This is a genomic window from Salinilacustrithrix flava, assembly GCF_041228405.1.
Classification (GTDB): Bacteria; Actinomycetota; Acidimicrobiia; order Acidimicrobiales; family Salinilacustritrichaceae; genus Salinilacustrithrix; species Salinilacustrithrix flava.
In genome coordinates this window covers 2,096,933-2,110,926 of the sequence record NZ_CP133888.1, presented here as the reverse complement: position 1 = coordinate 2,110,926, position 13,994 = coordinate 2,096,933, and the positions used below count along the sequence as shown (strand labels likewise).

At 71.6% G+C, this 13,994-nt stretch carries 10 protein-coding genes; 5 read left to right on the top strand and 5 right to left on the bottom strand.

Features of this window, described 5'->3' with window-relative positions; all coding sequences use genetic code 11:
• Positions 1-12 precede the first annotated feature (12 nt).
• Positions 13-2,613, bottom strand: a complete 2,601-nt coding sequence (locus RGQ06_RS10445) for a flavin-containing monooxygenase (RefSeq protein WP_432429051.1) — start codon at positions 2,611-2,613, stop codon at positions 13-15.
• A gap of 92 nt (positions 2,614-2,705) precedes the next feature.
• The gene (locus tag RGQ06_RS10440) at positions 2,706-3,329 is read right to left on the bottom strand and encodes a thymidine kinase (protein WP_432429052.1); all 624 of its coding nucleotides are present in this window, start codon (positions 3,327-3,329) and stop codon (positions 2,706-2,708) included.
• Between the two features lie 136 nt (positions 3,330-3,465).
• On the opposite strand from RGQ06_RS10440, the gene RGQ06_RS10435 reads away from it, so the two are divergent.
• The gene (locus RGQ06_RS10435) at positions 3,466-5,367 is read left to right on the top strand and encodes a PAS domain-containing sensor histidine kinase (RefSeq protein WP_432429053.1); all 1,902 of its coding nucleotides are present in this window, start codon (positions 3,466-3,468) and stop codon (positions 5,365-5,367) included.
• A 52-nt stretch (positions 5,368-5,419) separates the two neighbouring features.
• Here the strand turns inward: RGQ06_RS10435 and RGQ06_RS10430 are convergent, their stop codons facing one another.
• Positions 5,420-7,264 carry a diguanylate cyclase gene (locus tag RGQ06_RS10430; protein ID WP_432429054.1) on the bottom strand — a complete coding sequence of 615 codons (1,845 nt, stop codon included), beginning with the start codon at positions 7,262-7,264 and terminating at the stop codon, positions 5,420-5,422.
• An 89-nt stretch (positions 7,265-7,353) separates the two neighbouring features.
• On the opposite strand from RGQ06_RS10430, the gene RGQ06_RS10425 reads away from it, so the two are divergent.
• From RGQ06_RS10425 to RGQ06_RS10410, 4 genes are read left to right on the top strand one after another with little or no spacing between them, the layout of a single operon-like run.
• Positions 7,354-7,965, top strand: a complete 612-nt coding sequence (locus tag RGQ06_RS10425; RefSeq protein WP_432429055.1) for an isochorismatase family protein — start codon at positions 7,354-7,356, stop codon at positions 7,963-7,965.
• A complete protein-coding gene (locus tag RGQ06_RS10420) occupies positions 7,962-9,521 on the top strand; it encodes a nicotinate phosphoribosyltransferase (RefSeq protein ID WP_432429056.1) in 1,560 nt (519 codons plus the stop codon). The genes RGQ06_RS10425 and RGQ06_RS10420 overlap by 4 nt, the downstream gene beginning before the upstream one ends.
• Before the next feature lie 54 nt (positions 9,522-9,575).
• On the top strand, positions 9,576-11,087 hold the full coding sequence (locus tag RGQ06_RS10415) for an LVIVD repeat-containing protein (RefSeq protein ID WP_432429057.1): 1,512 nt from the start codon (positions 9,576-9,578) through the stop codon (positions 11,085-11,087).
• Positions 11,088-11,110: 23 nt separating this feature from the next.
• The gene (locus tag RGQ06_RS10410; protein WP_432429058.1) at positions 11,111-12,049 is read left to right on the top strand and encodes an NADP-dependent oxidoreductase; all 939 of its coding nucleotides are present in this window, start codon (positions 11,111-11,113) and stop codon (positions 12,047-12,049) included.
• 49 nt (positions 12,050-12,098) lie between these two features.
• On the opposite strand, the gene RGQ06_RS10405 is transcribed toward RGQ06_RS10410, so the two are convergent.
• Positions 12,099-13,091 carry an integrase core domain-containing protein gene (locus RGQ06_RS10405; protein ID WP_432430660.1) on the bottom strand — a complete coding sequence of 331 codons (993 nt, stop codon included), beginning with the start codon at positions 13,089-13,091 and terminating at the stop codon, positions 12,099-12,101.
• A gap of 189 nt (positions 13,092-13,280) precedes the next feature.
• Entirely contained in the window at positions 13,281-13,958 is a 678-nt protein-coding gene (locus RGQ06_RS10400; RefSeq protein WP_432430215.1) for a fasciclin domain-containing protein, read from the bottom strand.
• Positions 13,959-13,994 lie beyond the last annotated feature (36 nt).

Sequence of the window (13,994 nt, the reverse complement as noted above, 5' to 3'; positions counted from 1 at the left end):
GCGGTCGCCCGCTCACGAGACGGCAACGCCCTCGCGCACCATGCGCCCGAGCTCCGAGCCGATCTCGGCCCGGAGGTCCGTGGCCGAGATGATCATGTCCACGGCCGTGATCGAGGTGTGGATCAGGCCACGGCCGGCGAGGTGCCGGACCTGCACGCCGGCGGCGTCGAGGGCCTCGGCGTAGGCCTCGCCCTCGTCGCGCAGCGGGTCGAACTCGCAGGTCACGACCAGCGCCGGCGGCAGGCCGGACAGGTCGGGGTTGCGGAGGGGCGCCGCACGTGGATCGGTGCGGTCGGCCGGGTCGGCGTAGTGGTCCCAGAACCAGGCCATGAGGTCGCGGGTGAGCATGTAGCCCTCGCCGTTCTCCTCGTAGCTCGGGCGGCTGAAGTCCGAGTCGGTCACCGGGTTCACCAGCACCTGGGCGCTGATGTGCGGCGCACCGGCGTCCCGCGCCTTCTGGGCCGCCACGGCAGCGACGTTGGCACCGGCGCTCCAGCCGGCCACGGCCAGCGCGCCGGGGATGCCGCCGAGCTCCTGGGGGTGCTCGGCGATCCACTGGACGGCGGCGAAGCCGTCCTCGGCGGCGGCAGGGAAGCGGGCCTCAGGCGCGTGGCGGTAGTCGACGGAGACGATCACCGCGTCGGCCCGCAGGCACAGGTCGCGGCAGAACGGGTCGTCGGAGTCGTGGCTGCCGAGCACCCACCCGCCGCCGTGGAAGTAGGCGACCACCGGGTGCGGGCCGGGCGTCGGCGGTCGGTACAGGCGGTAGCGCAGGTCGCCCTCGGCACCGGGCAGCGTGCCGTCGACGATCTCGCCGACGTCGGGGCCCGGGGGGCGCTCGGCGTTCATCGTGTCGGAGAAGGCGCGGGCATCCTCGGCGGACATCGAGTCCATCGTGGGCAGCTCCATCTCGGCCATGAGCTCGAGGACCATGGCCACGTCGGGCTGCAACCGGCGGATCACGCCGTCGTTGCGCTGCACCCTGCCGTCACCGCGGAGCTCGAAGCCGAGGTAGCCGGCCTCGACCACCTCGTCGCACGCCTGCCGGTAGCCGTCGACGCCGCCGACGTAGGGCAGGAAGACACGGGGCTTCCCGGGCACGTTGGCGCCCATGTACCAGGAGTTCGCCGTCGGGTACAGCGTGATGTCGGCGCAGTCGTTGACGTGCTGCACCCAGCCCGACTCCGCGGTCTGGGTCGGCTCGATGACGTCGAAGCCCTGCTCGCGCAGGTCGACGAGGGTGTCGGCGATCCAGTCCACGTGCTGCTCGATCGACACCATCATGTTGGACAGCACCGACGGGCTCCCCGGCCCGGTGACCGTGAACAGGTTGGGGAACCCGACCGAGGTGAGGCCGAGGTAGGTGGTGGGCCCGTCCGCCCACTTCTGCTCCAGGGTGACGCCGTCGCGCCCTTCGATGTCGACGGACACGAGCGCGCCGGTCATGGCGTCGAAGCCGGTGGCGTAGACGATGGCGTCGAGCTCGAAGGACTCGTCGACGGTGTCGATGCCGGCCTCGGTGACCGTGGCGATCGGGTGCTTGCGCAGGTCGACCAGGCGCACGTGGGGCAGGTTGTAGGTGGCGTAGTACCCGCTGTCGAGGCACGGGCGCTTGGAGGCGAAGGGGTGATCGGTGGGGCACAGGGCCTCGGCCGTCTCGGGGTCGTCGACGATGGAGCGGATCCTGCCCCGGATGTAGTCGGCGACGACCTCGTTGGCGGCCGGGTTCACCAGGACGTCGTTGAAGACGCCGATGATCTCGAACAGCTCGCCCTTCTCCCAGGCGGCGTCGAGGCGCTGCTTGCGGGTCTCCTCGTCGGCCAGCACCGCGCTGATCTCGGTGGGCTCGCCCGGGATGCCGCCCCGCGACCACTTCGCCGCCTCCCGGTAGGCCTCGCGGTCGGCCTCGAGCTCGGCCTTGCGCTCCTCGGACACGGGGCCGTTGTGCGCCGGGATCGAGAAGTTGGGCGTCCGCTGGAAGACCGTGAGCTCGCTCGCCTGCTGGGCGATGATCGGGATGGACTGGATCGCGGACGACCCGGTGCCGATGACGCCCACCCGCTTGCCGGTGAAGTCCACGCCCTCGTGGGGCCAGCGGCTCGTGAAGTACACCTCGCCGCCGAAGCGCTCGGCACCCTCGATGTCGGGCGTCTTCGGCATCGACAGGCAACCGGTGGCCATGACGTACCAGCGGCAGGTCAGCTCGTCGCCGGCCTCGGTGCGCACGTGCCAGCGGGACGACTCCTCGTCCCAGCGGGCGGCGTCGACCCGCGTGTCGAAGCGGATGTCGCGGCGCAGGTCGTGCTTGTCGGCGACGTGCTGGGCGTAGCGGAGGATCTCGGGCTGGGTGGCGTACTTCTCCGACCACGTCCACTCGTCCTCGAGCTCGGGATCGAAGCTGTACGTGTAGTCGACCGTCGGGATGTCGCAGCGAGCACCCGGGTACCGGTTCCAGTACCAGGTGCCGCCCACGTCGTCGGCCGCCTCCAGCACGACGGTGGAGAAGCCGGCGTTCCGGAGCCGGTGCAGCAGGTACATGCCGGCGAAGCCGGCCCCGACGACCACCACATCGAGCTCGGTGCTGCCGTCACGCGTGCCGTTCGAATCCACCATCCGTCGTCCCCCTCGGTCCGTCCGTGCTGCCTTCTGGCAACGTCTGTGGCCAGTGTCACACAGCGACGCACCCCGGCGCAGAACCCACCCGCTCAGCCGTCCGGCGGGCCCAGCGCGCCGGCCCGGAAGTGGCGGCGGCACAGCAGCTCGTAGGTGACCACGTCGCCGAACAGGGGCGTGTCGTCGGCCGCCACGGTGTCGCCGACCACGATCGTCTCGCCGTGCCGGACCAGCTCGCCGTTCACCAGCCGGGCGTTGTTGGTCGCCCGCGCCCCGCACCAGCAGCGGGCCTCCACGTGCAGCTCCACCCGCTCGTCGGCGATCTCGAACATCCGCTTCGTGCCCTCGAACAGCACGCCGCGGAAGTCGGTCAGCAGCCCGAACGCGTAGACGTCGGCGCCCAGCTCGTCGGCGACGAGCGCGAGCTGGTCGACCTGGTCCACCGCGTAGAACTGCACCTCGTCGCAGACCAGGTAGTCGAGGCGGCCGTTCAGGGCCACCTCCTGGGCGGCAACGGCGCACAGGTCGAGCTCGGGCGTCACCTCCACCGCCGTGGCCGAGACACCGAGCCGGCTCGACACCCGTGCACCCTCCCGGTCGAACAGCGACAGGAGCAAGCCGTGCCGGGACTGCTTGGCCAGGTTGTGGTGGATCTGGAGGGCCAGGGTGCTCTTGCCGGAGCTCATCGTGCCGTACGAGAAGCGCAACAGGCCCATGCGCGCCGACCGTAGCCACCGCGATCGGCTCGGTCGTCCTCTGCGGTGGGAACGGACCGACCGCCGCCAAGCGGGCGAAACGGGATCCTCGACCCACGGGCGCGCGCGCCACGACCCAGAGCGCGAACATGACCACATGGTGGGCGGCACGGGCGGCACCGGAGCGGAGACGGCGATCGACGACGACACGTGGCGCACCGGGCCGTCGAGCGCGGGCGCCCAGCTGGTCGCCCGCCTGCTCGAGCAGCACGGCGTCGCCGCCCTGATCTGGTGCGACGGCGCGGTGCCCTGGGCCAACGACACCGCCCTGGATCTGATCGCCGAGGACCAGCTGGTCGAGGACGGCGCGAGTCGCCTGCGACGCCTCGGGGACTCCATCGGCGACTGGAGCGTGCTCGCCGACCTGGGACCGGGCGAGGAGCGCGCCATCGCCCTCGAGCTCGCCTCGACGCGTGCCCTGCTGACCGTCTCGGCGGTGGCCCTGCGCGCCCACGACCCGTCCAACACCGAGGTGCTGGTCACGTTCCGGGCCCCGCTGGAGCGCCCGGTCGACCCGGCCCACGTGGCTCGCCTCGAGGCCATGCTCGACTCGGCCAGCGACATCATCACCGTGATCGACCAGCGGGGCCGGGTGCGCTACTCGAACCCGGCCGCCGGGCGCATCACGGGCCTCTACGGATCCGTCGCCAACGGGTCGAACATGGTGGAGTTCGTCCACCCCGAGGACCACGCCGCCGCGCTCGAGGCCTTCGACCGCGGCGTCGTGAAGGGCGAAGCGGTGGAGCCGCTGGTCCTGCGGATCCGGATGGCCGACGACGAGTGGCACCACACCGAGGTCGCGCTGGCCGGGTCCGTCGAGCTGGACGACGGCACGACCGGCCACGTCGTGTCCCTGCGCGACATCTCCGACCGCGTCCGACGGGACGAGGAGGCGAGCAGCCACCGCCGCCACCTCGAATCCCTGGTGGAGAACATCGACGACGTGATCGTCATCCTCGGGCCCGACCTGTCGGTGCGGTGGACGAGCCCGGGCATCGAGCGCTTCGTGGACGCCCCCGCCTACACCAACGTCGGCGAGAGCGCCTTCAACGACATGCACCCCGACGACGTCGACGGGGTGATCGGGGCCCTCGGCGAGGCGATGGCGGAGCCGAACGGCCGCGCTCGGGCGTCGCTGCGCCTCCGCCACGCCCGCTTCGGCTGGCGCTGGATCGAGGCGGCGGTCGTCAACCGGCTCGACGACCCCGACGTCGAGGGCCTGGTGTGCACGCTGCGCGACGTCACCGACCAGCGCGACGAGGCCGGCGAGCTGGCTCGCCTGCGCGACCAGGATCGGGACGAGATGAGCCGCCTGCGCGAGGCCGACCGGTTGAAGGACCAGTTCCTCGCCACGGTGTCCCACGAGCTGCGCACCCCGCTGACGGCCGTGCGCGGCTTCGGCTCGGTCCTGCGCCAGCAGTGGTCCCGCCTCGGCGACGCCGACCGGGACCAGCTCCTCGATCGCATCGTCGCCAACGCGACGTCCATGGAGACGATGATCGAGCAGCTCCTCGACTTCTCCCGGCTGCAGGCCGGGCGGGTGCAGGTCGAGCTCGAGCCGCTCGACCTGCACGAGGTGGTGACGGAGATGGTCGACTCCCTGGACCTGCACCTCCAGGCCCACGAGGTCGTCGTCGATACCAACGGGCTGCGGGTCCTCGGGGACCGCTACGCCTTCGGCCACGTCCTGCGTAACCTGCTCACCAACGCGGCGAAGTACTCCAACGCCGGTACCCGCATCGACATCGAGGCCGAGCGGGTCGACGACACGGTCCACCTGCACGTGCGAGACCAGGGGATCGGCATCGCCCCCGAGGACCAGCGCCGGGTGTTCCAGAGCTTCTTCCAGTCCGCTCCTGCGCTCTCCGACCGTCGGGGCACCGGCGTCGGTCTCAACGTGGCGCGCCGCTACGCCCAGCTCCAGTCCGGCGGCCTCGACCTCGAGAGCGAGCTCGGCGTCGGGACCACGTTCACCTTCACCCTCCCGGTCGCCGACTGAGTGTCGGCTGCGGCGACCTCGGGCTGCTCGGCTGCGCCTCGCGACATCCCCTTCAGCTGGCGCCGGTCTCCTCCGGTCCGGCGACGACGGTGCGGTTCCGTCCACTGCGCTTCGCCTCATACAGCGCCTGGTCCGCCGCGCCCACCAGCGACGGCAGGGAGGTGGCGTGCACCGGCATGGACGCCACGCCGACGGAGACCGTGACGGGCCGGGGCTCGCCGGGCGCGGCGAAGTGGTGCTCCACCGCTTCGCGCAAACGCTCCCCGAGCAGGCAGGCCGACTCGAGGTCCGTCTCGCGCATCACGACGGCGATCTCCTCGCCGCCGTAGCGATAGACGGTGTCGCTGCCCCGGACGCTCGCCGCCAGGATGCGGGCGATGGTCTGCAGCGCGACGTCGGCGGCCTGGTGGCCGAGGGTGTCGTTGTAGTCCTTGAACCGGTCGACGTCGATCATGGCGAACCCCAGCGGCCGCCCGTACCGGTGGCTGGCGCCGACCTCGCGGTCCAGGTCGATCTCCATGCGACGACGGTTCGGCAGCTGGGTGAGTGCATCCGTCATCGCCATCGTCGCGGTGTGCTCGTGGACGCGCGCCGCACCCACCGCAGTGGCGGCCTGCGTGGCCAGCGCCTCGAGCACCCGCATCGTGCTGTCGGGCTCCTCGGCATCGGGCGGGAACGCCACCTCGATCACACCGATGACCTCGGCACCGACGACCATCGGCACCGCCACCGCCCCACCCTCCTCCGAGTGACCCTCGAGCGACCTGGCGATCGAGCCTCGAGGCGTCCCCTCGATCCGACCGAAGCGAGCGGCCCGTCCCACCGGCCCCTCGCCGACCGGGACCGGGTCGAGCCCGATGGGCTCGAGCGCGGGCCCCGAGCTGTCGGCGATCGCGCCCAGGGTCTGTTCGTCGGTGCTGCGGAGCCACACGACGACGCGGTCGGACCCGGTGATGCTCGTGGTCGCGGCGCAGAGGCCGCGGATGACGTAGCGCAGGTTCAGGCTGCCGGCGACCTCCCGCGCGAAGCGCAGGACCTGGCCGAGCTGGCTGTTCTGCGTCCGCAGCTGGTCCCCCTGCGCATCGACCACGGCGCGAGCCGAGGCCAGCTCCGCGGCGGTGTCGTCGATGCCGCGCTGGATGCCGGCCAGCTCCGCCGGCCCCATCGGGGGCGGGCCGGGCGTGAGATCTCCGGCGGCGACCCGGTCGAGACGGAGCTGGACCGAGTCGAGCGCGCCCTTCACGGCGTTGCGGAGCCTGCGGCCCTGCACGAGCGAGAACGCCACCGTGACGAGCGCGATGGACACGGCGAGCGCCGCCGTGCGGGTCACCGCCGCGGTCTGGCGGTCGAGGGCGTCGGTGCGCTCGGCCTGGAGCGCAGCGATGAGCTCCTGGTAGTCGGCGCGGTAGGCGTCGAAGAGCTGCTTGCCCTCGAACACCAAGGCCTCGCTGATCACCCGGTTGCTGCCCCCTGCCTCGCCGACCGCCAGCGCATCAGGAACCCAGGCGTTGGTCCATGCCGCCTTCGACAGCCGGAGCTCGAGGTGGAGCCGGTCCCCGTCGTCGCCGGCGGACAACGGCACTTCGTCCATGCGCTCCATCACCCGCCGGGCGTCCTGGTACGCCTGGAGGAACCGCTCATCGCCGGTCAGCGCATAGGCACGGAGACCGCCCTGTTGGTCGAGCATCGCCTCGTGCGTCGTGCGCACGACCCGGGTCGCCTCGATGCTGTCCCGGACCCGGGGCCCGTGGAGGTGGTTGTGGGACACCGCGAGGGCGAGCAGGGAGAGCGCGACCAGGGCCAGGCCCACGGTCGTGACCACCTGCCACCGACCCATGCGGGTCAGCAGGCCGGACTCCGGCTGCGCGTCGTCCGCTTGTGCTCCCGCTCGTCGCACGTGGTCCCCAGACCGCTTCGATTGGCTTCGCCGCGGCGAACATACCGGACGTTCGTAGGATCGCCCCGGAACCCGACCCAGGAGGCCCCGTGCCCGACGACGTCATCGCCTACGACCCCCGGACCGCGCTCGTCGTGGTCGACGTGCAGAACGACTTCGCCGATCCATCCGGCTCGCTGTACGTCGCAGGCGGGGACGACATCATCCCTGCCGTGAACGACGAGATCGCCGCGGCGCGCGCCGGCGGAGCCACGGTCGTCACCACCCAGGACTGGCACCCACCGGCCACGCCGCACTTCACCACCGACGGCGGGACGTGGCCCGTCCACTGCGTCCGGGCCACGTGGGGTGCCGAGCTGCACCCGGACCTCGACATCGAGGCCGATCTCGTCGTCCGCAAGGGCACCGGTGGCGAGGACGGCTACTCGGCGTTCACCGTGCTCGACCCCGACACGGGGGCGGCCAGCCCGACGGGCCTCGGCGGCTACCTGCGGGAACGGGGGGTCCAGCGGGTCGTGGTCGTGGGGCTGGCGGCCGACGTGTGCGTGAAGGCCACCGCACTCGACGCCGTGGCGGCCGGTCTCGACACGACCGTCCGCTGGGACGCGACCCGGGCGGTCGACGTGGAGCCCGGCGATGGTGACCGGGCGCTGACCGAGCTGCGAGATGCCGGCGTGCGCGTGGTCGGTGCCGAACCGTGACCGACACGGGTCCGCCCAGCTGGCATCGCAGCCTGCTCTTCACCGATTCCTACCAGCTGGTCATGGCCCAGCTCTACGTCGAGGACGGCATCGCCGACCGCACCGCGCAGTTCGATCACCTCTACCGGTCGAACCCGGACTACGGCGGCCACCAGGCCGGCTTCTGCGTGTTCGCCGGGCTGGAGCCGATGCTCGAGTGGATGGCCACGGTGTCCGTCACCGACGCCGACCTCGCGGCGCTCGCCGCGCAGCGCAACCCGGCCGGCGGCCGGCGCTACTCGGACGACTTCCTCGGCTGGCTCGCCGAGCACGGCCACTTCCGGGACCTGGAGGTTCAGGCGGTCGCCGAGGGCCGGGTGGTCCACCCGAACGTCCCCTTGATGACCGTCACCGGACCGTTCGCCGCCGCCCAGCTGCTGGAGACGGCCCTGCTCAACCAGTGCAACTACCCCACGCTGATCGCCACCAAGGCGGCTCGCATCGTGGACAGCGCCCGAGGCGGCGACGTCCTGGAGTTCGGCATGCGCCGCGGGCCCGGGGCCGCTGTCGACGAGGCTGCCCGCGCCGCGCTCATCGGCGGCTGCTCGGCGACGTCGAACGTGCAGGCGTCGGTCGCCCTGGGGACCGACCCCAAGGGCACCCACGCCCACAGCCTCGTCCAGGCCCACCTCGCCCTCGGCAGCGGTGAGCTCGGAGCGTTCCGGTCCTTCGCCCGCCGCTACCCCGACGAGTGCATCCTGCTCGTGGACACGGTGGACACCCTGCGCTCCGGAGTCCCCAACGCCATCCAGGTCTTCGAGGAGCTCCGCGCCGCCGGGCACGAGCCGGCTGGCATCCGCCTCGACTCCGGCGACCTGGCCCACCTGGCCGTGGAGTCGGCCCGGATGCTCGACGACGCCGGCTTCGACCGGGCGCGCATCGTGCTGTCCGGCGACCTCGACGAGGTGACCATCTGGCAGGTGCTGACCCAGGTGGCCGACGAGGCGCCGAAGGCCGGCCTGGACGCAGACGCCATCTGCCGCCGGCTGGTCTACGGCGTCGGCACGCGGCTCATCACCTCCGAGGGCGACCCCGCGCTCGGCGGCGTCTACAAGCTCACCGCGATCACCGACGAGACCGGCGCGTGGCTCCCGGCGCTGAAGCTGTCGGAGAACCCGGCCAAGGTGCCGATCACGGGGCCCAAGGCGTGCTGGCGACTCCACGACCGGCGGGGCAAGGCCACCGTCGACCTGATGACCGCACCGGACGAGGTGCCCTTCGACGACGGCGACCGGATGATCGTCCACCACCCGGCGCAGGCCGGTGTGCGGCGGGTGATCCTCCGCGACGAGATCACCCGGATCGAGCCGCTCCACGACCTCGTGTTCGTCGACGGCCGCCCGACCGGTCCGCCGTCGACGCTGGACGAGCTGCGGGCCCGTCGTCGGGCCGACGTCGACGAGCTCGACTCCGGCGTCCGGCGGATGGTCAACCCGCACCGCTACCACGTGTCGCTCAGTGACCGGCTGCACCGGATCCAGCAGGAGACGGTGGATCGCCTGCGGGCGCGCCAGTGACCCGCCCGGGAGCTGGGAGGGGGACTCCGATCCCTCGATGGCGAATCCTCCCCCGTGACCCGAACCAGCCGCCTCGCCGCCGCCGTCGTCGCCGTCCTCGTGCTCTTCGTGCCGGAGAGCGCCGCCGAGGATGACGGCGCGGTCCACTCCCCCAACCTGGTCCCCGTGGCCAACCTGGCCTACGAGGACCGGTACGGGACCGGCGCCAACCAGGGCACCGACATCGAGTTCGCCCAGCTGAAGCACAGGGGCAAGGTCCGGGACTTCGCCCTGGCCGGCTCCTACGACAACGGCCTGCAGATCATCGACGTGTCCGACCCGTCGACCCCGACGGTCGTGGGCACCTACGACTGCGGCATCTCCCAGGGCGACGTGCAGGTCTTCACCCGCGGCAAGCGGACGCTGGCGACGTACACGATGGACGCCGGGTACACCCTCCAGGAGGAGTCGGCCTGCGTGCGCGAGGCCAAGGCACTCGGGCTGTTCGATCCGACCACGTCCCACCCGCTCGACATCGACCCGATCGGCGCGATCGCCCCGGATTCGGCCTACGGCCGGGCCGGCATCGGCACCTACATCGTCGACATCACCGACCCGACCCGCCCGAGGACGGTCTCATTCGTCGGCGTGCCGAAGGGCTCGCACAACCAGACCGTGCACCCGAGCGGCGACTACCTCTACAACTCCAACAGCCAGCTGTACACCACCGCGCTGAACGCCGGGATCGAGGTGTACGACATCCGCGACCTGGGTGCCCCGCGGCTCGCCGCCGTCCTGCCACTGCCGCCGTTCCCGGGCCTCGGCAGCGAGTCCCACGACATCACGTTCAACGGGGAGGGCACCCGGGCCTACTCCGCCGCGCTGTCCCACACCGCGATCATCGACACCACCGTGGTCGACCGCCCCCGGATCATCTCGACCATCGTCGACCCGACCATCAACGTCCACCACCAGTCGACGAAGGTGACCCTCAGCGACGAGAACCTCGGGGTCACCCGGGACCTCCTCCTCATCGAGGACGAGTTCGCAGGCGCAGCCGGAGGCGACCCGTGCCCCTCGGGCGGCCTGCACGTCTACGACGTCACCGGTCCCCTCGAGGCCGCGCCCGTGAAGCTCGGCTACTGGAACATCGCCGACCTGCGCCATCCTTCCCTCGAGGCCGACCCGCTCGACCCGTGCACGATGCACGTCTTCCAGGTCTTCCCCGAGGAGGGCATCCTCACGGCCGCCTTCTACAACGGCGGCGTCCGTGTGGTCGACATCTCCAGCATCGTCGGCATCGCCCTCGGCGCCACGGGCGTCGGACCGCAGGAGATCGCCCACGCCCGGTTCCCCGACTCCCTCACCTGGGCGGCCAAGACGCCTCGCATCAACCCCGACGGCTCGTTCCACCTGTTCGGCAACGACCTGAACCGCGGCCTCGACGTCTACCGCTTCGACCCCGCAGCCGAGCGGTCCGACGGGCTCAGCACCTGGCTCGCCGCCGGCGACTTGCCGATCCCGGAGGTCGCCACCGCCGGCTCCGACGCCACGCTCTTCTGCCTGCTGGGGCGCAACGCGACCTGAGCCCACCCCGCTACACAGGCGGCATGCATGCAGTCGGTGTGAACAGCTTCGGTGGTCCAGATGCCCTGGAGGTGGTGGAGCTGCCCGATCCGGTTGCCGGCCCGGGCCAGCTCCTGGTCCGGGTGCACGCCGCCACGGTGAACCCCACCGACACCTACGTCCGCAACGGCGCCCGCGCCGAGCACCAGCGCAAGGACCCGCCCCCGTACGTGCCCGGCATGGACGCGGCCGGCGTCCTCGAGGCGATCGGCGACGGCGTCGAGACCGACCTGGAGGTCGGCGACCACGTCATGGCCATCGTGCTGCCCGACGGCGCCCACGGCGGCTACTGCCAGCGCCTGGCGCTGCCGGCCGGATCGGTCGCCCGGATGCCGGCGGGTGCGTCGTTCGCCGAGGCGTCCACCATCCCGATGAACGGGCTCACGGCCCGGTTGGCGCTCGACGAGCTCGACGTCCCCACCGGCGGCACCGTCGCGGTCACCGGTGCCGCCGGCGCGTTCGGCGGCTACTGCGTCCAGCTGGCCAAGGCCGACGGGCTCCGGGTGATCGCCGACGCGACCGAGGCCGACGAGCAGCTGGTGCGCGACCTCGGCGCCGACATCGTCGTCCGCCGGGGCGACGGCGTGGCCGAGCGGATCCTCGAGCACGCACCCGGCGGCGTGGACGGCCTCTGCGACGGCTCCGTCCAGAACGAGGCGCTCTTCCCCGCCATCTGTGACGGTGGCGGCTTCGCCGCGGTGCGGGGCCTGAAGGTCGATGCCCCCCGGGGCATCCACATGCACCGGGTCTGGGTCAGCCGCTACCTGGAGGAGCAGGCCGAGCTCGACCGGCTGCGCCAGCAGGTGGAGGACGGCCGGGTCACCATGCGGGTCGCCCGGACGTTCCCGATGGACCAGGCCGGCGAGGCGCACCGACTGCTCGAGGCCGGCGGCGTCCGCGGGCGCCTCGTCATCGAGCTCTAGACCTTCCAGGCCGGGGTTCGAGGTGACAGATGGGCCCTGTGGTTGATGGTCATGCTGCTTGGCGGCGGCGGTGGGTGTCGAGGATCTCGGAGGGCTTGCGGCCGGCCATGTAGTCGCCGTGGTTGCGTCGCCGCGTGTTGTAGCGGATCAGCCAGGCGTTGGCTTCGGCCTGGAGCTGGCGGACCGAGTTGAAGTGGCGTCGGTGGAACGCTGGCCGCCAGCACTCCTGGAGCATCGTGCCCTGGAACCGTTCGCACACGGCGTTGTGGTTCGGTGAGCGGGGCGGGATCCGGACGTGGTCGATGCCGATCTCGGCGAGGTGGTGCCGGAACGCGAGTCCCTTGTACTCGGGTCCGTTGTCGGACAGCACCCGCCGGAGCGGGATCCCAAGGCGGCGCATCGTGGTGCGGACGTGGTCGATGAAGCGGATCGTGTCGGCGGTGGTGACCGGCCCGATGATGAGCTTCACGATCGCCCATCGGGTGCAGGTGTCCACGGCGGTGAGTTGGTACACCTTGCCCACGCCTTTGAGGTTGCCGATGTAGAAGCTGTCCACGGCCACGAGATCGCCAGGGTGGCCGGCCCAGTGGCAGAACCCGAACGGCTCGCCCAGCGCTTCGGTGACCGGTTCGGTAATGATCCCGGCCAGCGCAGCGATTGCCGCAGCCCGGGCGATGCGTTGGCGGCGCCGACCCAGGCCGTGGTCGACCAGAATCCGCTGCACGGTCGTCTTGCCGATCTCATAGCCCAGCTCCTGGAGCCGGTCGGCGAGCTGGCGGCAGCCGAGCGTCGGCTCGACTACGGCAACGGCGAGCAGGTCGGCGACCACGTGGGTCGGGGTCTCGCTGGGCTGGGCCGGGCGGCGCCGGTCTCTGGGCCACAGCGCCTCGAGCCCGTAGAGCTCGGAGGTGTTCTTCCATTCGTAGTAGCGGGTGCGGGACACGCCGATCTGGCGGCAGGCGGCGGAGATGTTGCCGAGTTCTTCAGCGAGATCAAGCAACCGGACGCGCCGGTGGTAGATGATCTCTGCAGAGGTGGTCATGGTGATGGGTTCCTTTGGATCTGTGGAAGGAACCACAGGGTCCATCACCAGGCCCCTCTGTAGAGGGACCTGCAACCTCAACCCCCGGACAGCAAGCTCTAGACCCGGACGCGGAGCTGGGCCGCGGCGCACGCACGGAGTGCGTGCACCGCGGCCCAGAAGCATCCGGGTTCGGTTGCTGGGTGGGGCTCAGCCGGCGGACGGCGGGAGCATCACCGAGTCGATCAGGTGCACCGTGGCGTTGGCGGTCTGGATGTCGGGGACCACGACGTTGGCCTGGCCACCGCCGACGGAGACGGTGTCGCCGTCGACGCTGATCTCGAGGGTCTCACCGGTGAAGGTCTCCAGCTCGGTCACGTCGGCGAGGTCCGCAGCGGACAGCTGCTCGCCGGCGATGACGTGGAAGCCGAGGACCTGGGTGAGCAGGCCGCTGGGGTCGGCGAGGGCGGCCTCGAGGGTCGCCGGGTCGAGCGCCGCGAAGGCGCAGTCGGTCGGGGCGAAGACGGTGAGGGCCTCGGCCGAGTTGAGGGTGTCGACGAGCTCGGCCTCGGTCACGGCGGTGACCAGCGTGGTGAGCACGGGGTTGCTGGACGCAGCCGTGCCGACCGGGTCGTCGGTCATGCCGGCGAGCGTGCCCTCTTCGGGGCCGCCCTCGACCGCAGCGACGATGGCGTCGGCGTCGCACGCCTCGGCGGAGTCGACCGGAGCGGCGGACTCGTCGCCCATGTCCTCGGTCATCTCGTCGGTGGTCTCCTCGACCGGGGCATCGGCGGAGGTGTCGGTGTCGTCGTCGTCGCCACATGCGGCGGCGACCAGGGAGAGGGACAGCGCGAGGCCGGCCACTCGGATCAGGCGGAAGCGGGTCATGTCAGGGGGTTCTCCTGTGGTGGTGGTTGGGGGGTT

Bases quoted from the DNA above. Each gene is read 5' to 3' on its own strand.
- RGQ06_RS10405 (WP_432430660.1), bottom strand. From the start codon at position 13,091: ATGACCACCTCTGCAGAGATCATCTACCACCGGCGCGTCCGGTTGCTT.
- RGQ06_RS10400 (WP_432430215.1), bottom strand. From the start codon at position 13,958: ATGACCCGCTTCCGCCTGATCCGAGTGGCCGGCCTCGCGCTGTCCCTC.
- RGQ06_RS10410 (WP_432429058.1), top strand. From the start codon at position 11,111: ATGCATGCAGTCGGTGTGAACAGCTTCGGTGGTCCAGATGCCCTGGAG.
- RGQ06_RS10435 (WP_432429053.1), top strand. From the start codon at position 3,466: ATGGTGGGCGGCACGGGCGGCACCGGAGCGGAGACGGCGATCGACGAC.
- RGQ06_RS10445 (WP_432429051.1), bottom strand. From the start codon at position 2,613: ATGGTGGATTCGAACGGCACGCGTGACGGCAGCACCGAGCTCGATGTG.
- RGQ06_RS10440 (WP_432429052.1), bottom strand. From the start codon at position 3,329: ATGGGCCTGTTGCGCTTCTCGTACGGCACGATGAGCTCCGGCAAGAGC.